We start from the raw sequence: 20,530 nt of genomic DNA, 5'->3' as shown, positions 1-20,530 counted from the left end.
GCCCGCCGTTCGGACAGGGGGCGGGCGGTAGGCGGACGGGCAGCAATTGGTCCAGACCTTGACAGGTCCAGACCAATCGGGATTGGGTGTCGGGATGCCCGGACGGTACGCCGGAGCCTGTCCGGGCGCCTGCCGAAGGAGTGAGCAGCGCTGAACCGCATCAAGAGCCTTCTGACCGCACTGGGCACCGTCGTCGCGACGGCGGTCTTCCTCCCCGCCCCCGCGCACGCCGCCGAATCCCCCGTCCTCGTGCGCGCCGCCGGGTTACCCGCCCCCGCGCACGCCGCCGAATCCCCCGCCCCCGCCGCGTGCGCGCCTCTCTGGAGCTCTTCGACCGCCTACGCGGCCGGCGGCACCGTCGCGCATCACGGCCGCAACTGGACGGCGAAGTGGTGGACGCGGAACGAGAATCCGGGCGCCACCACCGTCTGGTCCGACCGTGGCGCCTGTACGGGAGGGGTGTCCGACTTCGTCATCAGTGAGGCGGAGTTCGACGAGATCTTCCCGGACCGCGCCCCCTTCTACACGTACCAGGGCCTGATCGACGCCCTGCACGCCTACCCGCGCTTCGCGAACACCGGGACCGAGGCGATGCGGAGCCGGGAGGCCGCCGCCTTCCTCACGCACGCCGACTTCGAGTCGGTCGGCCTGCAGTACGTGAAGGAGATCAACGAGGCCAACTACTGGATCAAGTGCGACTACAGCCAGCCGTTCGGCTGCCCGGCCGGGCAGTCCGCGTACTACGGGCGCGGCCCGATCATGTTCAGCTGGAACTTCAACTACAAGGCGGCCGGCGACGCGCTGGGACTCGATCTGCTGAACGACCCGTGGCTGGTCGAGCGGGATCCGTCGGTCGCCTGGCAGACCGCGCTCTGGTACTGGAACACCCAGAACGGTCCCGGGACCATGACCTCGCACGATGCCATGGTCGGCGGTGCGGGCTTCGGCGAGACGATCCGTTCGCTCAACGGGGCTCTGGAGTGCGACGGGGGCAACCCCGCCTCCGTGCGGGCGCGGGTCGCCAGGTACGAGCGGATCACCGGGATCATCGGTACGGACCCCGGTTCGCGTCTGACCTGTTGAGGCCGGACCGGGGGTTCGTGCGGACTGAACAGCCGAACAGTCCGCGTTCCGCATGCTGGACGGGACCGAAGGTATTTGCCTTCGGGCCCGGCGCCGGAAAACGCTTCGATCGGCATGGACTTCCGTGTGTATCACGCCTGTTGGGAGACGGTGTGCGCCAACGGGCTCACGGGGGCGCCCGTTGGGGAGTCCGTGACGGGAAGGATTCCTCATGTTGGTCTAGACCTTGACAGGTTCAGACCAGCAGCGCTTGAGTGTCGGCACCCCCCATGGCGGCGCACCGATGAGCTCGGTGCGCCGCGCCGAAGGAGTGCTCACATGATCAAACGCATCATGGGCCTGCTCGCCGCGCTGGGCGCGGTCGTCGCGATGGTCGTCGTCCTTCCCGCCACCACCGCCTCGGCGGCCGAGTGCGCGTCCCCCTGGAACTCCTCCTCCGTCTACACGGGCGGTGGCGCCGCCTCGTACAACGGGCACAACTGGACCGCCAAGTGGTGGACCCAGAACGAGACCCCGGGCAGCTCCGACGTCTGGGCCGACCAGGGCAGCTGCGGAGGCGGCGGTACGGATCCGGGCGACCCGGGCTCGTCCGACGGCTTCGTCGTCAGCGAGGCGCAGTTCAACCAGATGTTCCCGGGCCGCAACTCCTTCTACACGTACAGCGGTCTGACCGCCGCCCTCAGCGCCTACCCGGGCTTCGCCAACACCGGCAGCGACACGGTGAAGAAGCAGGAGGCCGCGGCCTTTCTCGCCAACGTCAGCCACGAGACGGGCGGCCTGGTGTACGTGGTCGAGCAGAACACGGCCAACTACCCCCACTACTGCGACACGAGCCAGTCCTACGGCTGTCCGGCCGGCACGGCCGCGTACTACGGCCGTGGACCGATCCAGCTCAGCTGGAACTTCAACTACAAGGCGGCCGGTGACGCGCTCGGCATCGACCTGCTGGGCAACCCCTACCTGGTCGAGCAGAACGCCTCCGTGGCCTGGAAGACCGGCCTCTGGTACTGGAACACCCAGAACGGACCCGGCACCATGACGGCCCACAACGCCATGGTGAACGGCGCCGGATTCGGCGAGACGATCCGTTCCATCAACGGCTCCCTGGAGTGCAACGGCGGCAACCCCGCCCAGGTCCAGAGCCGGATCGACAAGTACCAGGCCTTCGTGCAGATTCTCGGCACCACGGCCGGATCGAACCTCAGCTGCTGACCGGCTGAACGCCCTCGGAGAACGGGGGGTGCGCACGGCCTCCGGGGCCGTACGCACCCCCCCGTTCCCGCTATCCGCGGTCCGCCGCGCGGTCCAGCGCCCGGAACGCAAGCCACAGGTCGTAGCGGGCGCTGGGCGTCCGCAGGAGCGAGCGCTGGAGCACGGTCTCCAGCCGGGTCAGCCGTTTGCGCGCCCCGGGCACGGAGATGCCGAGCGCCGCCGCGGCCGGGCCGAGCTGGGCCTCGTGCGCCAGCCAGGTGCGGAGCGTGGTGTACGGATCCGCGGGGCCGCCGGCCGCCCCCGGGTCACCGAGCGGCCGCAGCTGCTGCGTCGCCCAGGAACGGACCGCCGGCAGGCACAGGACCTCGTCCAGCGAGGCCACGGACTCCGGCACGGTTCCTCCGGGCTGCCGAGGTGCGGTTGCTTCCCCCTGCCGGGGCACGGTTTCTCTGCCCTGCCGGGGTGCGGGCCTCGGCAGGGCGGGCGTGGCCCGGATGCGCAGGGCGAGGTCGAGGGCGGACTGGTCGGCGACCTTGTCCAGGTCCAGATCCAGCAGTTCGCCGATCAGCCGCAGCCGCGCGGCCAGGGTGTTGCGGTGGATCTTCAGGTGGTCGGTCGCGTGCGACGAGAACGCGAGCCAGGAGGCGAGCGTCGCCGCCAGTTCCTGACTGCCCGGGTCCTGGCCGCGTCGCGGCAGATGGGCGAGCAGCGGAGCCAGCAGCGCGTCCGCCCACCGGGCGCCTTCGGCACCGGCGACCAGGGCGAGTTCGGGAGCGGAGCCGAAGCGGGCGTGCCGGTCCGGAAGCCCGCGGGCGACGGCGAGTGCGTGGAACGCCTGGCGGTACGCGGTCGCCGTGTCGGCCAGCGGCACGTCCTCGCTGACGCCGACGACGCAGTCGTCCACCACCGAGGCGACCTGCGGGCCGAGCCGCCCGTCCGCCTGTCCTGCTTGCGCGGGCACGATGAGGATCAGGTGGCTCGCGTACACGGGGCACCGCACGATCCAGGACCGCCCGCCGGAGAGGTCCGCGCAGATGCGGGCCACCTCGTCCCGGTCGCGGCCCCGGCACTCGACGACACAGACCCGGACCGGGTCCGGCAGGGTGGGCTTCAGGGCGCCCGCGACCTGGTGCGCGATCGACAGCTGACCGGTCATCAGCAGATGCAGCACCGCTTCCCGGCCGCGGGACTCCGCCAGGTCGACGCGACGGCGTTTGCGCTCGACGGCCTCGGCCGCCCAGCACATGGCCAGCGGCAGGGCCGCGTCGGCGAGGAGCGTGGGCAGTCCTTCGGGCAGCGGGCGCCTGCCGACCACGGCGAGCACGGGCGCGGGGACGTCGGACGGCGCGTCCAGCGTGAACAGCATCGCGGTGTGCGCCCCCTTGTCGAGGGAGAAGGAGCGGGCTCCGAGTGCGGTCAGCTCCTTGGCGGACTCGGTCGCGAGGGCGGCCGATCCGGCGCTCGCCGGATCGGGGACCCGGGCCACACCGTGCAGGACGGTCCCGTCGCCGCCGAGCAGCCCGGCCCAGCCGTCGGCCCGCCCCGACAGCCAGCGCAGCAGCTCCTGCGAGCCGCCCGACCGGGCCAGGCCGTGCATGCGTATGACGTCGTCCGCCCGCCTCGGCGCGTGCACGTTCGCCTCGCCCCCGTCCCCTGGTCCCGCCAAAAACCGGAGTGCAGCGTACCGGTTCGGCTGTGCGAACTGATACCTCTGCTCGACCACACCGTGCGAACTGTTTCTTCCCCTCGCCTGCCCCGCGTCCTAGAGTCCGAACGCGGTTGCGGGCCTTTCGGGGGAGAGGCACGGGGGAACGACGGCAGCGGCTCACGGGGGTGGCCGCTGTCGTCGGCCGCAACCGCCTCGGCGCCCCGTTGTCAGTGGTGACCCTTAGCGTCGGAGACCGGAGACGGTCGGCGCACGAGGAGAGGTCACCATCATGGAGTTCCGGATCGAACGCGGCGAGTTCGCGGACGCGGTGGCCTGGGCGGCCCGGGTGCTGCCGACGAGGTCACCCGTTCCCGTGCTGGGCGGTCTGCTGCTGGAGGCGGCGGACGGCACGCTCTGCATCTCCGGCCTCGACTACGAGGCGTCCGCCCGCATCGAGGTGCCGGCCGAGACCGTGCGGCCCGGCAAGGTCCTGGTGATGGGCCGTCGGCTGCTCGACGTGTGCCGGGTGCTGCCCGAAGGGGCCGTGGAGTGCGCGGTCGAGGGATCCCGGTTCACGGTGACGGGCAGCGGTGCCGGGTTCGGTCTGTCGGTGCTGCCGCTCGACGACTATCCGGCCCTGCCGCCGCTGCCCGGGGTGCTCGGGGCGGTGGACGGACAGGAGTTCGCGGATGCCGTGGCCGATGTGTCGGTGGCGGCGGGCCGGGACGACACCCTGCCGACGCTCACCGGGATCCGGCTGGGGCTCGACGGGGACCGGATGACCCTGGCGGCCACCGACCGGTACCGCTTCGCGGTCCGCAGGCTGGCGTGGAAGCCCACGGCGGCGGACGTCTCGGCCGATGTCGTCGTCTCGGCCCGCAGGCTCTCCGAGATCGCCCGCTCCTTCGGCCGGGCGGGCATGGTCAGCCTGGCGCTGGACAGCGGTTCGGCCGGCTTCGAGCTGGGCGGGATGCGGACGACGGTCCGGCTCCTGGACGGCCGGCTGCCGCGCCACGACAAGCTGTTCACGCTGGCGGACCCGGTCACGGCGGTGACCGAGCGCGAGCCCCTGGTGGAGGCCGTGAAGCGGGTCTCGGTGGTGGCGGACGGGGACAGCCCGCTCCAGTTCGCCTTCGCCGGTGATTCGGTGCTTCTCCAGGCCGGTTACGAGGACGATGTGGCCTCCCAGCGGCTGCCCGCCGAACTGGCGGGAGCGCACGAGCTGACGGTCGCGTTCAACCCCTCGTACCTGATGGACGCGCTGTCCACGTTCGACACCCCGGTCGTCCGGTTCCAGCTGATGGGCCCCGGACAGCGCGCCATGGTCACCGGGCACGCGGACCGGGAGGCGGCGGCGGGCCCGGAGGAGCCGGCCCACCAGCACCTGCTCATGTCGGTCAAGCCGCTGATGTAGGGCGCTTTCCGCCTGCCTGCCTGCCCGCCCGCCCGGACGACCACGACTGCGGGCCGGGGCCCACGGCCTACCCGGAGACGGGCCGATGACACGACTGCGGGGCCGGAGTGAGGACTCCGGCCCCGCAGCCATCCAGCGTGCCTGTCGCGTTACTTGGTGAAGTAGAAGTACTTCCAGGCGCCGTGGGTCGTCGAGTTCACGTTGTCGCCCGACGCGTCGTTCACGTACGAGGCGCGGACACGCATCCGGTAACCCGTCTCGTGCTCGCCTTCCAGCGTCACGATCGAGCCTGCGGGGCCGAGCCCGAAGTACTGCGAGCCCGCGTCGTACCACTTGCCCGCGTAGTAGAGCTCAAGGGAGAGCAGGTGGCTGCGGCCCTTGTAGTACGTCATCTTCGTCGTGAAGACCGGGTTGGTCGTCTTGTGGAAGTACGCGTACGTGGTGGAGCCGATCTTGACGTTCTTGTACTGCTTGGAGATGGACGTCGAGACCGACACCTTGGCGTACGCCGTGGACGTGACCGTCCTGGGCGCGTAGCGGCCGTCACCCTTGAAGACCGCGGTGACGGTGGTGTCCCGCGTCATGTCGACCGTGGTGGACAGATTGCCCTTGGAGTCGACCGTGCCGGTCTTCACCAGCTTCTTGGGCTTGTCCGCGCCGAACGGATCCACCCACAGTTCGACGGCGCGGTTCTTGTACGTCGTGCCGAGGTGCGCGGTGAACGACACGTCGGTGCCGTACGCGTACAGCCCCTTGTTGCGGTTCAGGGTCAGCGAGGTGGCCGCGCGGGAGACGGTGACCTTGCCGCTGCCCGATCCGGGGGAGTGGGCGGCGTCACCCGCGTACGACACCTTGTACGTGACCGTGCTGCCCGCGGGCGGCGTGTCGACGAAGTGGAACGCGCCGTCCGGCTTCAGCTCCACGGGAGGCAGGACCTTGCCCGTGGGCGACTCGAGGTCGATCCGCGTCACGGTGGCCGTGGCGCCCGCGGCGAACGGGACGTTGGACACCGCCTTGCCGGTGACCATGACCTTCTTGCCGCGCGTCGCCTTCGGCGGGGCGCTGACCGTGACGGTGGTGACGGACCGGTTGGGGTCGGTGAGCACCCGCAGTGAGTGGACACCGCGGCTGTTCACGGTGACGGCGAACAGCCTGCTGGTGTCCGGCGCCCAGGCCAGGCCGGCCGGGTCCAGGGTGTCCGAGCCGCTGTTGTCCCCGGTGTTGGGGAACTCGTACGTCCGCACGGGCGTGGTGGTGGTGGCACCCTGCTTGTACACGTAGACGTCGGGGTCGTACCAGCCGAAGATGCCGGCGGCGACCGTCCCGTCCGGTGCGATGTCGACGGCGTTGGGGTACGCGTTGGACGTGTACGCGTCGGCGGGCGTGAGGTCCGAGGTCCGGTACGCCTGGTGCTTGTACGGGGCGCCGCTGGCCACGACGACCTGCGTGCCGTCCGGGGTGAGCGCGAGGTCGCCCAGGTTGCTGCCGTCGGTGCGGGTGGAAGCGGTGCGGGTGGCCGTGCCCGAGGCCACGTCGTACGTCGCCAGTTCCACCGGGCTCCGGCCCTCGATACCGGCCGCCAGCACGCCGGGTGCGCCCGGAGTGGAGGCCAGGGTAGGCGCCGCGTACCAGGTGCCGTCCGTCTCCTGGCCCAGGTTCACGACCGGCTCGGCGCCGGTCAGGTCGAGCGAACCGATCTGGCCCGCGCCGGCCGAGCCGTAACCGAACCAGAGCTTGCCGCCCGCGAGCGCCGGGTACTTCGGGCCCGTGCCGCTGCCGGTGTCGTAGCGGGCGGACTCCGTGAGCGCCGCGGTGTCGATCGTGACGATGGCGTCGGCGCCCGGTACCGCGGCGTAGAGCGTGCCGGAGTCGGCGGACAGGTCGAGCCCGGTCACTCCGGGAAGCGACGGGACCGTTGCGAGAACCGCACCGTCGTAGTCGGCGACGATGACCTGACCGCCGGTCGGGTCGCTGATGAAGACGCGCTTGTGCACGCCGTCGGTGACGATGTCGCCGACGGACGTGGCAGGAAGAACCTTGCTGGAGTCGGCGGCGGCAGGATTGGCCGCACCGCCGACCAGCACTACTGAACTGAAGAGGACCGCGAGCGAGGTCGCGGTGGAGATTCTTCGCGTACGCATGATGATGACGTCTACCCCCACGGTAAAGGTGGGCCGTGTGGCACCCGGCTACGAGAACGGGGTCCGGCCCGGAGTCGCAGGGTATGACATGAGCTTTACATCGTGTGCACGTATTCCACGCCGGTGTCCTGTTCCGGCGCCGCCGGACCTGCGGTGACGTGCGAGTGGCGGCCGGGTGACGTGCCTGCCCCGGCCCGCGGGCCTGCCCGCAGCCGTCGGTCGCGTGGCGCGCGGTCCGGTCCGGATCAGCCCGACTTCGTGTACGTGAGCTTCTCGCCGGAGTCGGTGTTCACCCGGCTCAGGCTGCCGTCCGGGAGCAGGGTGAGGGTGGTGGAGCTGCCCGGGGTGCAGGACGTCATCGGTTCGCCCTCCGTCACCGCGGACGGGCCGACGCTGACCGGCTCGCCTTCGGACGGCTCGGTCGCCAGGTCCGCCTCGAAGACGCAGCGGTAGGTGCCGCCGCTGTCCAGTGGTCCCTCCGCCGTGAGGGTCAGGACGGCCTCGCCCACCTGGCCCTGGCGGATGACCAGTTCGCGGGTGGAGTGGCCGGCGGCGTTGTCGATGCTGCCGGACCAGGTGCCCAGATACGCCTCCGGGACGGCTCCCTCGTCGTCGCCGTTCTGCGCGTCGTCGCTGGGGGAAGGGTCCTGGGGGCCGTCGGAGGAGGGCGAGTCGGAGGGCGAGTGCGAGGGGCTGTCCGACGGGGAGGGGTCGGCAGGGCCCGCGGTGGGGGAGCCGCGGTCGCTCATGAGCGCGTAGACGGATCCGCCGGCCCCGATGGCGACGAGCACCGCTATCGCGACGAGGGCGACCGTCGAGCCGGCGCTCCGGCGTGCGGGCCCGGGTACGGACGGCTGGACTCCGGACGGGTGGGGCGGGCCGTACGGGGGCGTGGGACCGAACCCCGGCTGCTGCGGATAGCCGTACGAGTAGCCCTGGTTGGGGGCCTGCTGCTGCGGATAGCCGTAGCCCTGACCGGGTGTCTGCGGAGCCGGATAGCCGTAGCCCTGGCCGGGCGTCTGCGGAGCCGCATTGCCGTAGCCCTGGTCGGTGGGGGGCTGCTGGGGCGGATGGCCGTAGGCGGGGGCGGGTGTCGAGGCCGGTGGCGGCTGGGTCGGCACAGTGGCGGGCGTGGTGGCGGGCGTGGGGGTTCCGACCGCGGTGGGAAGCCACGGGGCGCTGCCGGGCGCGGGAGGCTGCGGCGCGCTTCCGGGACGGGCGGCGTCGAGGCCCGCGCCGTCCGGGGCCGCGCCCTGCGGGGGCGTGTCGTCCGGGGCCGCGCCGTGCGGGCTCCCGCTGCCCGGAATCGCGGTGTCCGGGCTCGCGTCGTTGCGGGCGGTGTCCTGCGGGAGGGTGCGGGTGGGTGCGGTGCCGGCGGGGTCCGCATCGTCCGGGACCGCGTCGGCCGGGTCCTCCGAGTCCAGCAGCCCCACCGCGTGGCGGCCGAGTTGGGCGATGAGCGCGCCCGGCAGCCAGGGTTCCGCGCCGGCGCTCTCGTCCAGTCGCGCCAGGATCTCGTCCGTGGACGGACGGGCCCCGGGGTCCTTGCGGAGGCATTCCTGGATGAGCCCCACGAGGTCGGCCGGCACCCCGGTCAGGTCCGGCTCCCCCTGCGCGATCCGGAACAGCAGCGCGTGCACCCCGCTGGCCGCCGCGCCGAACGGAAGCCGCCCGGTCGACGCGTACGCCAGCACCGACCCCAGGCAGAACACGTCGCACGCCATGGTCACGCGCTCGCCGCGCACCTGCTCGGGCGACATGAAGCCCGGCGAGCCGACCAGGGCGCCGGTGCGGGTGAGGCCGCCGTCGGTGACGGTGTCGAGGGCGCGGGCTATACCGAAGTCGATGACGCGCGGGCCGTCGATCGTCAGCAGGATGTTGGACGGCTTGAGGTCGCGGTGGATGAGGCCCGCGGTGTGGATGGCGCGCAGAGCATGGGCGAGACCGGCGCCCAGGATGTGGACGGAGCGTTCGGGCAGGGGGCCGTACGCCCCGGGGGCCGGGCCCGCCGAGGTGCTCGCGCGGCCCGAGACGGTGGCCTGGAGGGAGGGTCCGGCGACGTAGCCGGTGGCGACCCACGGCACGGCGGCCTCGGTGTCGGCGTCCAGTACGGGTGCGGTCCAGGTGGAGCCGACCCGGCGGGCGGCCTGCACCTCCTTGCGGAACCGGTCGCGGAACTCCTGCTGTTCGGCGAGTTCCTCGCGGACCAGTTTGATCGCGACCACGCGTCCGCGGTCCGAGCGGGCCAGGTACACCTGGCCCATGCCGCCCGCGCCGAGCCGGCCCAGCAGGCGGTAGGCGCCGATGCGTTGCGGATCGGTGGCCCCGAGCTTCTCCATGGTGTGCAGTCCTCCCCCGTACGGCGACACGCCGGACGGGGTCGAGAATAGCGGCGCGGTCGTGCGGTGACGGGGCTGCGGTGCCGGGCTCCGCGACCGGCCGCGCAAAGGTAGTGCTGCCGGGGCCGCGACCGGGCCGCGCAGAGGTTGCGCTGCCGGGGCCCGCGACCGGGCCGGGACGGGGCGGAGGCCGGGCCGGGCGGGTGCCGCGTCCTCAACCTCCCGCAGGGCCAATGGAGTCGGATGCGCCTGGGGCCTCGGGGCCGGTCAGCGTGTGCATGGCCCGGGTCAGGCGCTCCAGGACCCGTACCGTCTCCGTGAAGCCCTCGTCCCCCAGCTCCCGCGCCAGGCGCGCCGCGAACTCCGCGTGGCCCGGGTTGATCCGGGACATCGCGGTACGCCCCTCCGGGGTCGGCCGGAGCAGCTTCGCGCGGCGGTGGGCCGGGTTGGGCAGGTACTCCGCGAGGCCCTTGGCCACCAGCAGATCGGCGATGCGCTGCACGGCCTGCCGGGTGATGCCCATCGAGCGGGCGATCCCGGAGACCGGCAACGGCTCGTCGATCACCGCGCCCAGCACCTGCCACCACGCGGCGGTCAGCCCGGCCGGGGCGGCCAGCTTCTCCGCCAGGGAGAGGAAACGGCCGTTGAGGTGGAAGATCCCGAGGGCGGTCCGGCTCAGCCGGTCCTGGTCCGCGTGACTCATCCCTGCAGCACCTCGTACGCGCTCGGGTCCGAGTCGTGGAACAGCCGGTACCAGGCGTCGAGCTTCTTCTCGTCGTACACCCCGAGGCGGGCGAAGACCTCACGGGCGAAGGCGACCGGTTCGGTCGGTCCGGCGGTGATCAGGTCGCCGTCGGTGACGGCGTCGGCGTCGACGTAGTGCGCGCCGCCCGCGTAGCCGGTGGCCGCCAGATAGAAGGAGACGGCGCTCGTGTGCGCGCGTGCGTCGAGCAGGCCCTCGCGGGCCAGGCCCGCCGTCGCCCCGCAGATCGCGGCGACCGGCACGCCCGCGTCCAGGAAGGTGCGCGCGGTGCGGGCGAAGGGGGCGAGCGCGTCGCCGGCGTCCCACAGCGCCGCTCCGGGCAGGATCAGCAGCGCGCTGTCCTCGGGACTCAGCTCCGCGAGCGCGAGATCGGGCCGGACGCTCAGCCCGCCCATGCTGGTGACGGGAGCGGTGGTGGGGCCGACCGTCCGGACGGTGAAGCCGTTCTGGGCGAGGTGGGCGGTCGTGTGCCCGGTCTCCCAGTCGGCGTAGGTGTCGTACACGGCCAGGTGCGCGGTCTTCGTCCTGTGGGTCATGGCGGCCTCCTCGGCGGAAGAACGTTGATGACAACATGCTGTCACTTCGACAACATGCTGTCAATGATGCGGCGGGTCCGCGGCGGCCCGCCACGGCAGGACGGGCCCGGCACGGCAGGACGGCGGTCCGCGGCGCCCCGGCACAGCAGGACGGCGGGTCCTCGGCGACCCGACACCCTGCCGAACCAGGCGGCCCACGCCATACAAGGTGGCCATACCGGACGCGTCCCGCCGCCGCCTACGCTCGTCGCATGACCCCTCATCCCCCTGTCGACTCCGCCGCCGGCGCGGCCGTCAAGGCCGCCGACCGCGCGCACGTGTTCCACTCCTGGTCCGCCCAGGGCCTGATCGACCCGCTCGCCGTCGCCGGCGCCGAGGGGTCGTACTTCTGGGACTACGACGGCAACCGCTACCTGGACTTCACCAGCGGCCTCGTCTTCACCAACATCGGGTACCAGCACCCCACCGTCGTCGCCGCGATCCAGGAGCAGGCGGGGAAGATGACGACCTTCGCGCCCGCCTTCGCGGTCGAGGCGCGCTCCGAGGCCGCACGCCTCATCGCCGAGCGCACCCCCGGTGACCTGGACAAGATCTTCTTCACCAACGGCGGCGCCGAGGCCGTGGAGAACGCCGTCCGGATGGCCCGGCTGCACACCGGCCGTACGAAGGTGCTGTCCGCCTACCGCTCGTACCACGGCGCCACCTCCACCGCGATCAACCTGACCGGCGACCCGCGCCGCTGGGCGTCCGACAACGGCTCCGCGGGCGTCGTACGGTTCTGGGCGCCGTTCCTCTACCGCTCGCCGTTCTACGCGCAGACCGAGGAGGAGGAGTGCGCCCGCGCGCTCCAGCACCTGGAGGACACCCTCGCCTACGAGGGCCCGTCGACCATCGCCGCGATCATCCTGGAGACCATCCCGGGCACGGCCGGGATCATGACGCCGCCGCCCGGCTACCTCGCCGGCGTCCGCGAGATCTGCGACCGGTACGGCATCGTCTTCGTCCTCGACGAGGTCATGGCCGGCTTCGGACGCACCGGCAAATGGTTCGCCGCCGACCACTTCGACGTCACGCCCGACCTGATGACCTTCGCCAAGGGCGTCAACTCCGGGTACGTGCCGCTCGGCGGCGTCGCCATCTCCGCCGAGATCGCCGCCACCTTCGAGACCCGCCCCTACCCCGGCGGCCTCACGTACTCCGGCCACCCGCTGGCCTGCGCCGCAGCCGTCGCCACCATCCAGGTGATGGAGGACGAGAAGGTCGTCGAGAACGCCGCCCACATCGGCGAGAACGTCCTCGGCCCCGGTCTGCGCGAGCTGGCCGAGAACCACCCCTCGGTCGGCGAGGTCCGCGGCCTCGGCGCGTTCTGGGCGTTGGAGCTGGTCCGCAACAAGGAGACCCGCGAGCCGCTGGTCCCGTACAACGCGACGGGCGAGGCCAACGCGCCGATGGCGGCCTTCGGCGCGGCGGCGAAGAAGAACGGCCTGTGGCCCTTCATCAACATGAACCGCACCCACGCCGTTCCTGCCTGCAACGTCACCGAGGCCGAGGCCAAGGAGGGCCTGGTCGCTCTCGACGCGGCGCTGTCCGTGGCCGACGAGCACACCGCGTAACGCTGCCGCGCCCCTCCCCGCCCCCCTCGTTTAAGGTGACCCGAGGCCGAAACAGGGGAGGGGCGCCATGCGCGCGAGCGGAGCGGTCACCCGCAGTACGCTGCGGCAGCAGATCGCGGACGCGCTGCGTGACGAGGTGCTCGCCGGGCGTTTGCAGCCGGGACGGGAGTTCACCGTCAAGCAGATCGCCGAGCAGTACGGCGTCTCCGCGACGCCCGTCCGCGAGGCGCTCTTCGACCTCTCCGCGCAGGGTCTGCTCGAATCCGACCAGCACCGGGGGTTCCGGGTCCACGAGTTCACCGTCGCGGACTACCGCGCGATGGTGGAGGCCCGCACCCTGGTCATGGACGCGGTCATCCGGGACGTCTTCACGGGGGCGCTCCCCTCGCCGGCGAAGCAGACCGCCTACCGGGACGCGCTCGTCTCCGTACGCCGCCGGGCCGAGGAGGCCTCCCGCGCGGCGCGCGGCGGCGACCTGGACATCCTCATCGGCTACGACCTGCGCTTCTGGCGCGAGCTGGGCGCGCTCGTCGGCAACAGCTACATCACCGACTTCCTCCACCGGCTGCGGGTCCAGGCCTGGGTGTTCGCCGTGCCGTACCTGCGCGGCGACGCCGATGTGCGGGACTGGCTCTGGAACGGGCACCCCGAACTCGTCGCCGCGATCACCCAGCGCGACCGCGAGGCGCTGCGCAGGGCCGTCGAGGACTACAACGAACACGCCCTGAGCTGGGCGGACCGGCTGGCGGCAGGAGATCCGGCCGATCCGGGACCCGCACCGCTGCCGGACGGGCCGGACGGGCCCGCGGCCGGGGGACCTCCGCGAAGTTGACCGGTCCGGCGGGACGGGCGAGGCGGACAGGGCGGAGCGGGGCGGGGCCGAACAGGTCGTGAGGGACCACTGTCCGCGACGTCCCGACCGCATTACGCTGTCCCGACCATCGCACCACCGCACAGACAACCCGCGCGCACACCCGCATGCATACCCGCACCGATACCCGCACGCATACGCGCACCCGCACGCATACGTGCATGCATCCCCGCACCCACACGTGCATGCATCCCTGCACGCATCCCCGCATGAGAGCGAGACTTCGTGGCCTGTGACCTGTGGCTGGTCCCCCTCGTCGATGTGCTGTGCCACAGCCCCGACAACCCCTTCGCAGAAGAGATAGCCGTCTACGACAGAGCGCTCGGTGAGGCAGGGCTGCCGCCCGTGCCCGTCTACGCGTACATGCCCGGACTGACCGGTGACGTGGCCCCGGTCGCGGGCTTCGACTACGACGCGCTGCACTTCCTGCGCCGCGCGTACCTCCTCCAGCTCAGCGGTCTCGCCGTCACCCCCGTCGACGAACTGGGCGGGGACTACGAGCAGTTGCTGGAGATGTTCGAGCCGACCGCTCAGCAGTCGCACCTGGTGTGGCACTACGACCACGCGGGCGCCTACGTCCCCGTGGACTTCGCCGTGCCGCTGTCCACCGACGCACTGCTGGAGGGCGGCGGTCCGCTCGGCTCGGCGCACGGGCTGCTGCGGGAGCTGCAGTTCGTCGCCCCGTCCATCGGCATCGATCCGGCCAACCCGCCGCCCGCCCCGCTGCCGCCCGCCGCGCCCACCGCGCTGGAGGAACCGGCGCTGCCGATCCCGTACGACGACAACCCCTTCGCCCGGGAACGCCACGTCTGGCTCGGCCTGCACGCGGCGGTCACCCGCAGCCTCGCCCAGGGCTCGATGATCATTTTCAGCTGAGGGCCCGGGGCCGCCCTGTACGGAATCCGCCGCTCCCCGCGGTGCTCACCGGTGACCGGTCACCGCGGGGACTCCGGCGGCCGCTGCCGCGGCATGTTCGGGCGGCCCATCGACTGCAGCGGAAACCTTCCCGGCTGCGCCCCCGGCTCCGTGCGTCCGCCGCCCGCTCCGCCGGAGACCAGCGTCTGCATGCCCATCGGCGCGGGACCTGCCCGGAACTCGACCATCCAGTCCGCGGTCTCCGACCGTACGAGCTCCGTGATGTCCTCCGAGAAGCGCCGCAGCACCCCCAGACACCGCTCGGCCGCCTCGCTCGCCGTCCCCTCGGCCGGGCCGAGCACCTCGCGCACGCACTCCGACGCCCAGTCGAACTGGAGCACCTGGAGCCGTCGCTGCACGGCCTGTGCCGTGGCGAGATTCCTTATCCAGCCCGAGGTCAGCCCGAAATACCGGTCGCACGCCATGCACGCGGCGCCCAGCAGCAGCGACAGGTACCCCCAGCCGGCCGCGCCGTGCAGCGCGCCCGTCAGGTCGAGCAGCGGCAGCGCGGCACCCGCCACCGCCCCGGCCGCGGTCCCCAGCCGCAGCGCCCTGGCGCCGCGCCGCTTCCACACCCGGTCGCCCAGATACCAGCCGGCGGTGCGCAGCGCATCGGCCTCGACCCATCGGTACAGCTCGTCCAGCCGCTGGGCGGGTTCGCCCCAGTCGCCGAGCGGGAACGGCGTCCCGGCCAGGTCCCTGCCCTGCGCCTCGCGGCTCCGAGCGCCGGAGCCCGCACCGGAGGAAGTGGCCGGACCGGGCACACCGGATTCGTTGCGGGGCGGCCCTTCGGGCTGCATCTCCGGCTGACTCACCGGGGTACTCCTCTGCATGCTGCATGGCGGCGCGTGTTCTCGACCGCGTACTCGACGATGGGCGGATCTCTGTTCTCTGTGCACTCGCTGCTCACCGGCCCCGGTGCGACCCGCAGTCCCTCGTGCGTAACCTTGCGTGACGGGAGATGCGCATGCGCGTACCGGGACGCCACCCCTTCCTACCGCCGAATGGTGGGCCGTGGGGTCGAAATCGAGGTATTCCCGGGTGCACAGGGCCTCTGGTCAGGTATAGGAGTCGTGCCACCGCTCACCCGAACTCACTCGAAAGAGTTGCTCGCCAGCGGGTGGGGCGCGCTGCCCGGGGACCACGTAGGCTCGGCTTACCGAAACATTTGTCGTCGAAATGCCTGGAGTGACCGTGATTCCCGGTGGTGGTCAGCCCAACATGCAGCAGTTGCTGCAGCAGGCCCAGAAGATGCAGCAGGACCTTGCCGAGGCGCAGGAGGAACTGGCCAGGACCGAGGTCGACGGTCAGGCCGGCGGCGGCCTGGTGAAGGCGACGGTCACCGGCTCCGGCGAGCTGCGCGGCCTGGTGATCGACCCGAAGGCGGTGGACCCGGAGGACACCGAGACGCTCGCGGACCTCGTCGTGGCGGCGGTCCAGGCGGCGAACGAGAACGCCCAGCAGCTCCAGCAGCAGAAGCTGGGCCCGCTGGCCCAGGGCCTGGGCGGCATGCCCGGCCTTCCCTTCTGAGCACGGACATATCCAAGCCGGTGCGTACCCCCTACGGTACGTACCACGACCCAGCAGCCGACCCGGCCCGAAAGGCGATCCGTTGTACGAAGGCGTGGTTCAGGACCTCATCGACGAGTTGGGCAGGCTGCCCGGCGTCGGTCCCAAGAGCGCGCAGCGGATCGCCTTCCACATCCTCCAGGCCGAGCCCACGGATGTGCGCCGTCTCGCCCACGCGCTGCTGGAAGTCAAGGACAAGGTCCGCTTCTGCGCGGTCTGCGGCAACGTGGCCCAGCAGGAGGAGTGCGGGATCTGCCGCGACCCGCGCCGCGACCGGACGGTCATCTGCGTGGTCGAGGAGCCGAAGGACGTCGTGGCGATCGAGCGGACCCGGGAGTTCCGGGGCCGCTACCACGTCCTGGGCGGGGCGATCAGCCCCATCGAGGGCGTCGGGCCGGACGATCTGCGCATCCGCGAGCTGCTGGCCCGTCTCGCCGACGGCTCCATCACCGAACTGATCCTGGCGACCGACCCCAACCTGGAGGGCGAGGCCACCGCGACGTACCTGGCGCGGATGGTCAAGCCGATGGGTCTGCGCGTCACCCGGCTGGCCAGTGGCCTTCCGGTGGGCGGCGACCTGGAGTACGCGGACGAGGTCACCCTCGGCCGCGCCTTCGAGGGGAGGCGCCTGCTCGATGTCTGATCGCCTTCCGGCCGTCGGCCGGCGGTCTCACGGCGGCTTTACGTTCAGCGCCGCTATCTTCTACTCACCGTCTGCGACCGTGCCCACGGGAGGTCTCCTCGATGTCTGACGCCACGCTGAACACTGTCACCCAGGACCCTGACGACTTCGCCGTCCAGATCGCCGACCAGATCAAGACGTTCATCGTCGCGGTCACCGAGGTGTCGATGGTCGAGGAGCCCGAGGAAGCCGTCCCGGTCCTGCTCCTCCAGGTCTCCCAGCTCCTGCTGGCCGGTGGCCGGCTGGGCGCGTACGAGGACATCCTTCCCGACGAGCGCTACGAGCCGGACCTGGGCGCCGAGCCGGACGCGGACGGGCTGCGCGAGCGGTTCGCGGCCCTGCTGGAGCCGATCGACGTCTACTCCGAGGTCTTCGACCCGTACGAGCCCCGCAAGGCCCCGGTCGCCGCCCGTATCTCCGACGACCTCGCCGACCTCGTCACGGACCTGCGCCACGGCCTGGCCCACTACGAGGAGGGCCGCACCACTGAGGCCCTGTGGTGGTGGCAGTTCTCCTACTTCTCCAACTGGGGCTCCACGGCGTCCGCCGCCCTGCGCGCGCTCCAGTCCCTGATCGCCCACATCCGGCTGAACCAGCCCCTCCAGGAGCTCGACGGCCTGGACACCGACCAGGACGCCGGTGACGACGACCTGGCCGAGGAGGCGGGCCGCGTCATGGTCGAGGAGATCGCGGGCCCGCTGGGGCTGCGTCCGGTCAAGTAGCGGCTCTTCCGGCGCCCAGCGCTTCGTAAAGCCGGTCCGCGTCGACGAAGGGCGCTGTCGGCGTGGGCCGGGACTGCCACATCAGGGGCCAGGTGTGCCCGTTCAGGGCCGGTACGCCCACGAAGCCGACCTGGAACCGGGTCCCGTACCGCTCGACGTCGAGCGGCCAGGCGCGGTCGCCTGCGGTTCGTGGCGGCAGCAGGAAGTACATCCACCGCGGCCCGGTCCCCTGCCACACGACCGGCCCGGCATCGTCACCCGTGAGCCGCCCCAGCCGTGCCGCGACCTCCTCGCCGCGGATGCCCTGGACACGCAGGGCATCGAAGTGCACCCCGCTCATGCGGAGTTGGTGCCCGGAGGCGGGTACCCAGTCGGGGCGGTGAATTGCTTGCGTCATGGCTACACAGTGGCCGCCGGTTGGCTACGCTCGGTAGTGACCGGGGTGATACACGGAGAGGTGTATCCGTTGGAGGTGGCTGCTGTGTCGGTTCAGGACCCGTCCCCCGCGGCCTGGCGCTACTGCGGTGACCAGCTGAAACGCTGGCGCACCCGGGCGGGCGTCAGCCGGGAGGAGCTGGGCGCGGCGGCGAAGTACGCCCCGGACACCGTCAAGTCCATGGAGCAGGGTGTGCGGATGCCGACGCCGCAACTGCTCGACGCGGCGGATGAGTTGTTCCGGGCGGAGGGGCTGCTGAGCGCGGCGAAGCAGTATGTGCGGCGGGAGCGGTTTCCGGCGCGGGCGCAGGACTTCATGGCGCGGGAGAGCGAGGCCCGCACTCACTGGTCATACGAAACGGTTCTCGTGCCCGGGCTGCTGCAGACGGAGACTTACGCCCGCAGGCTGATCGGCAACCATTCGCCGCTGCTCGATGAAGAGACCGTCGAGGCGCGCGTGTCCGCCAGGATGGAGCGTCAGCAGATCCTGTACAGGAAGCCACTCGTTGCCCTGAGCTTTGTCGTGTACGAGGCCGTACTGCGCGGCCCCCACATCGACAAGGGGCAGCTCCTGCAGCTGGTGAAGCTTGGGCGGCTGCGCAATGTCTCTGTGCAGGTGCTGCCCTTTGAGCGCGCCGTTCCCGCTGCACTTCTCGGACCAGTGGTGTTGTTGGAGTCCCGGGACCATGAGCGACTCGCCTTTGACGAGGGACAGTTCGACAGCCGGTTGAGCTCCGACCCGGACATGGTCAGTGTCACGAGTGAGCGACTTAGCATGATCCGCATGGAGGCTCTTGGGGTGCGGGAGTCGGCCGACTTCATCGAGCGGATGGCGGACGGGCTATGAGCGACACATTGCATTGGTTCAAGTCGAGTTACAGCAACTCCGAGGGCGGTAACTGCGTGCAGGTCGCCCGCTGCCCCACCGCGATGCACGTACGTGACTCGAAGCTGTCCTCCCGCAGCCCTGAACTGGCCTTCCCCGCAGAGCCTTGGGCGGACTTCCTCACGTACGCCATGGGTTCCGCCGACCACTGATTTCCGCAGGTCCGCCCGAGGCTCAAGCCCCGAGCCGCGAGCCTCGGAGTCCGAGCCTCTTTCTGTAGGAATGGGTGGTGAGGTTGAACCCACCCACCCTCCCAAGTCCCGCGCACACCTGCGCGGATGACTTTCGGTGACCGGCTTGCGTCACAGCGTGTGCACGCTCTAGGTTCGGCACAACAGTCCTTGAAAAGGACGATCCCGGCGGTGCGCCAACACCAACCGGGATCTCGTCCTGACAGATCGAAATCAGAGGTTCGATCCACATGACTTCTCCCCACATTAGTGCTGCCCTGCGCGCGCCCGCCCACCGCATGGCCAAAGCCGGCTTCGGCAAGCGCCACGCCCCCGACGAAGCCCCGCGCGGCGCGGCCGACTTCGCCCATCTGCCCACGCGGGAAGCGGCGATCGCCGCGTACGTCGACCGGCTGCCCGAGGGCGCCGCGATCGGCTACAAGGTGCTGGCCGAGGAGCTGGCGGACTACGGGCAGCAGGCGTGCCGCAGTGCCCTGGACCGGCTGACCAGGGAAGGGCACCTGCGCCGGATCAGGGTGCAGATCGCCGTGGAGGGGAGCGGGCTGCGCTGGGTGACGCGGACGTTCTTCTCCCGCACCGCCCGTGACGCGGCCTGGTGGCGGCAGTACATCCGGTTCATCCGGGGTGTGGACGCGCCCGGGCAGCCCGCCCCGCCGGACGAGGTGCGGCCCGGCGAGCCCGAGCCGGGCGTCCCGGCCCCGCGCTCGGAGGCGTACACCGTGCTGGCCGGCCTCGGGAGGAGGGAGCCGAGGCTCCAGCTCTCCGAGGGCGAATGCGTGGCGCTGGAAGAGCTGGTGAAGGAGTGGCTGGTGCGTGGCTTGGGCTGCGAACAGGTCAGCCAGGCGCTGGTGTCAGGACTGCCGGCTTCCGTGCATTCCGCCGGAGCCTTCCTCCGTACCCGACTGGAGAACAAGATGCCGCCCGTACCGCAGCCGAGGAAGAGCGAGATCCGCGAAGAGATCGTGGGGGCGCTGGAGATGTGCGCGTTCTGCGACGAGGACGAGAGCACCACCACGCTCGTGGACGGGGTCTGCCCGGACTGCCGGGCGGACATCGACCGGGACGAGGCGAACGGGGCGACGGGCGATGTCCCGGACACGTTCCTGGCCCGCCCCCGGAAGCGTACGGACGTCGCTGCCATGGTGGCGGAGCTGCGGGCGGCAGCCGGGCGCCCTGCGGGGCCGGGCAGGTGAGGGCGGGCGCTCAGCCGCCGTCGCAGCGCAGGTCCTGCGGGCGCATGAAGCCCAGCGGCGCACCGTTGTCCGTGCGCGACACCTGCCAGAGCGCGTCCGCGCCCGGCCGGGTTCCGTTCACCGGGATGCCCGGGTCCAGGTAGCCGACGATGTCGGTCCAGGGGTTGTCGCCCCCGTAGATGGGGGCGTCTGCGTGCGTCGCGAAGCAGGTGCCGCCCGCGTGCGCGGGGGACGCGGCCAGGGGGACGGCGGACACGGCCAGGAACAGCAGCGGGAGCGCGCGGAGCGGCGTCTTGCGCATGGGTGGGGCCTCCGGG

The 20,530-nt window shown here is 71.6% G+C and carries 20 protein-coding genes; 12 read left to right on the top strand and 8 right to left on the bottom strand.

The features are described 5' to 3' along the window. Positions 1 to 150 precede the first annotated feature (150 nt). Both ACGFZA_RS22455 and ACGFZA_RS22450 read left to right on the top strand, forming a co-directional pair. Positions 151 to 1,083 carry a glycoside hydrolase family 19 protein gene (locus ACGFZA_RS22455; RefSeq protein ID WP_393681902.1) on the top strand — a complete coding sequence of 311 codons (933 nt, stop codon included), beginning with the start codon at positions 151 to 153 and terminating at the stop codon, positions 1,081 to 1,083. A 318-nt stretch (positions 1,084 to 1,401) separates the two neighbouring features. Next, positions 1,402 to 2,295 (top strand): glycoside hydrolase family 19 protein, encoded by an 894-nt coding sequence (locus ACGFZA_RS22450; protein WP_385284621.1) that lies wholly within the window; start codon positions 1,402 to 1,404, stop codon positions 2,293 to 2,295. A gap of 70 nt (positions 2,296 to 2,365) precedes the next feature. On the opposite strand, the gene ACGFZA_RS22445 is transcribed toward ACGFZA_RS22450, so the two are convergent. Continuing rightward, positions 2,366 to 3,892 (bottom strand): helix-turn-helix domain-containing protein, encoded by a 1,527-nt coding sequence (locus tag ACGFZA_RS22445; RefSeq protein ID WP_385284658.1) that lies wholly within the window; start codon positions 3,890 to 3,892, stop codon positions 2,366 to 2,368. A gap of 340 nt (positions 3,893 to 4,232) precedes the next feature. On the opposite strand from ACGFZA_RS22445, the gene dnaN reads away from it, so the two are divergent. Beyond that, a complete protein-coding gene (gene dnaN, locus ACGFZA_RS22440) occupies positions 4,233 to 5,357 on the top strand; it encodes a DNA polymerase III subunit beta (RefSeq protein ID WP_393681419.1) in 1,125 nt (374 codons plus the stop codon). A 149-nt stretch (positions 5,358 to 5,506) separates the two neighbouring features. Here the strand turns inward: dnaN and ACGFZA_RS22435 are convergent, their stop codons facing one another. The 4 genes from ACGFZA_RS22435 to ACGFZA_RS22420 form a co-directional block, all read right to left on the bottom strand. Next, complete coding sequence (locus ACGFZA_RS22435) at positions 5,507 to 7,498, bottom strand: YncE family protein (RefSeq protein ID WP_393681417.1); 1,992 nt, start codon at positions 7,496 to 7,498, stop codon at positions 5,507 to 5,509. Positions 7,499 to 7,743: 245 nt separating this feature from the next. Next, positions 7,744 to 9,837, bottom strand: a complete 2,094-nt coding sequence (locus tag ACGFZA_RS22430) for a protein kinase (RefSeq protein WP_393681415.1) — start codon at positions 9,835 to 9,837, stop codon at positions 7,744 to 7,746. A 214-nt stretch (positions 9,838 to 10,051) separates the two neighbouring features. Next, positions 10,052 to 10,540, bottom strand: coding sequence for a MarR family winged helix-turn-helix transcriptional regulator (locus ACGFZA_RS22425; protein WP_385284609.1), 489 nt, complete (start codon positions 10,538 to 10,540; stop codon positions 10,052 to 10,054). Beyond that, positions 10,537 to 11,136 (bottom strand): type 1 glutamine amidotransferase family protein, encoded by a 600-nt coding sequence (locus tag ACGFZA_RS22420; protein WP_385284606.1) that lies wholly within the window; start codon positions 11,134 to 11,136, stop codon positions 10,537 to 10,539. The genes ACGFZA_RS22425 and ACGFZA_RS22420 overlap by 4 nt, the downstream gene beginning before the upstream one ends. 251 nt (positions 11,137 to 11,387) lie before the next feature. Here ACGFZA_RS22420 and ACGFZA_RS22415 point away from each other — a divergent pair, with 251 nt between their 5' ends. From ACGFZA_RS22415 to ACGFZA_RS22405, 3 genes are all read left to right on the top strand, one after another. Continuing rightward, a complete protein-coding gene (locus ACGFZA_RS22415; protein WP_393681412.1) occupies positions 11,388 to 12,749 on the top strand; it encodes an aspartate aminotransferase family protein in 1,362 nt (453 codons plus the stop codon). A gap of 67 nt (positions 12,750 to 12,816) precedes the next feature. Further along, positions 12,817 to 13,581 carry a GntR family transcriptional regulator gene (locus ACGFZA_RS22410; protein WP_385284600.1) on the top strand — a complete coding sequence of 255 codons (765 nt, stop codon included), beginning with the start codon at positions 12,817 to 12,819 and terminating at the stop codon, positions 13,579 to 13,581. A gap of 264 nt (positions 13,582 to 13,845) precedes the next feature. Further along, the gene (locus tag ACGFZA_RS22405; RefSeq protein ID WP_385284597.1) at positions 13,846 to 14,496 is read left to right on the top strand and encodes a hypothetical protein; all 651 of its coding nucleotides are present in this window, start codon (positions 13,846 to 13,848) and stop codon (positions 14,494 to 14,496) included. A gap of 59 nt (positions 14,497 to 14,555) precedes the next feature. Here the strand turns inward: ACGFZA_RS22405 and ACGFZA_RS22400 are convergent, their stop codons facing one another. Then, positions 14,556 to 15,335, bottom strand: coding sequence for an SLATT domain-containing protein (locus ACGFZA_RS22400; RefSeq protein ID WP_393681899.1), 780 nt, complete (start codon positions 15,333 to 15,335; stop codon positions 14,556 to 14,558). 394 nt (positions 15,336 to 15,729) lie between these two features. Between ACGFZA_RS22400 and ACGFZA_RS22395 the strand changes: the two genes are divergently transcribed. From ACGFZA_RS22395 to ACGFZA_RS22385, 3 genes are all read left to right on the top strand, one after another. Continuing rightward, positions 15,730 to 16,065: a YbaB/EbfC family nucleoid-associated protein gene (locus ACGFZA_RS22395; RefSeq protein WP_385284656.1), complete on the top strand. Its 336-nt coding sequence runs from the start codon at positions 15,730 to 15,732 to the stop codon at positions 16,063 to 16,065. 82 nt (positions 16,066 to 16,147) lie between these two features. After that, positions 16,148 to 16,747 carry a recombination mediator RecR gene (recR, locus tag ACGFZA_RS22390; RefSeq protein WP_266780167.1) on the top strand — a complete coding sequence of 200 codons (600 nt, stop codon included), beginning with the start codon at positions 16,148 to 16,150 and terminating at the stop codon, positions 16,745 to 16,747. Positions 16,748 to 16,848: 101 nt separating this feature from the next. Continuing rightward, a complete protein-coding gene (locus ACGFZA_RS22385) occupies positions 16,849 to 17,508 on the top strand; it encodes a DUF5063 domain-containing protein (RefSeq protein WP_385284590.1) in 660 nt (219 codons plus the stop codon). Here the strand turns inward: ACGFZA_RS22385 and ACGFZA_RS22380 are convergent. Continuing rightward, the gene (locus ACGFZA_RS22380; protein ID WP_393681408.1) at positions 17,501 to 17,905 is read right to left on the bottom strand and encodes a hypothetical protein; all 405 of its coding nucleotides are present in this window, start codon (positions 17,903 to 17,905) and stop codon (positions 17,501 to 17,503) included. The two genes, ACGFZA_RS22385 and ACGFZA_RS22380, sit on opposite strands and share 8 nt — an antisense overlap. An 84-nt stretch (positions 17,906 to 17,989) precedes the next feature. On the opposite strand from ACGFZA_RS22380, the gene ACGFZA_RS22375 reads away from it, so the two are divergent. From ACGFZA_RS22375 to ACGFZA_RS22365, 3 genes are all read left to right on the top strand, one after another. Beyond that, positions 17,990 to 18,790 (top strand): helix-turn-helix domain-containing protein, encoded by an 801-nt coding sequence (locus ACGFZA_RS22375; RefSeq protein WP_393681406.1) that lies wholly within the window; start codon positions 17,990 to 17,992, stop codon positions 18,788 to 18,790. Continuing rightward, on the top strand, positions 18,787 to 18,981 hold the full coding sequence (locus tag ACGFZA_RS22370) for a DUF397 domain-containing protein (protein ID WP_393681404.1): 195 nt from the start codon (positions 18,787 to 18,789) through the stop codon (positions 18,979 to 18,981). The genes ACGFZA_RS22375 and ACGFZA_RS22370 overlap by 4 nt, the downstream gene beginning before the upstream one ends. A 269-nt stretch (positions 18,982 to 19,250) precedes the next feature. Further along, on the top strand, positions 19,251 to 20,213 hold the full coding sequence (locus ACGFZA_RS22365; RefSeq protein WP_393681402.1) for a hypothetical protein: 963 nt from the start codon (positions 19,251 to 19,253) through the stop codon (positions 20,211 to 20,213). 10 nt (positions 20,214 to 20,223) lie between these two features. Here the strand turns inward: ACGFZA_RS22365 and ACGFZA_RS22360 are convergent, their stop codons facing one another. Further along, positions 20,224 to 20,514 (bottom strand): hypothetical protein, encoded by a 291-nt coding sequence (locus ACGFZA_RS22360; RefSeq protein WP_393681400.1) that lies wholly within the window; start codon positions 20,512 to 20,514, stop codon positions 20,224 to 20,226. Positions 20,515 to 20,530 lie beyond the last annotated feature (16 nt).

This window comes from Streptomyces sp. NPDC048211, assembly GCF_043202315.1.
Lineage (GTDB): Bacteria > Actinomycetota > Actinomycetes > Streptomycetales > Streptomycetaceae > Streptomyces.
Note: the sequence above shows the minus strand (reverse complement) of the source record. Positions and strands in the feature narration are given on the sequence as shown.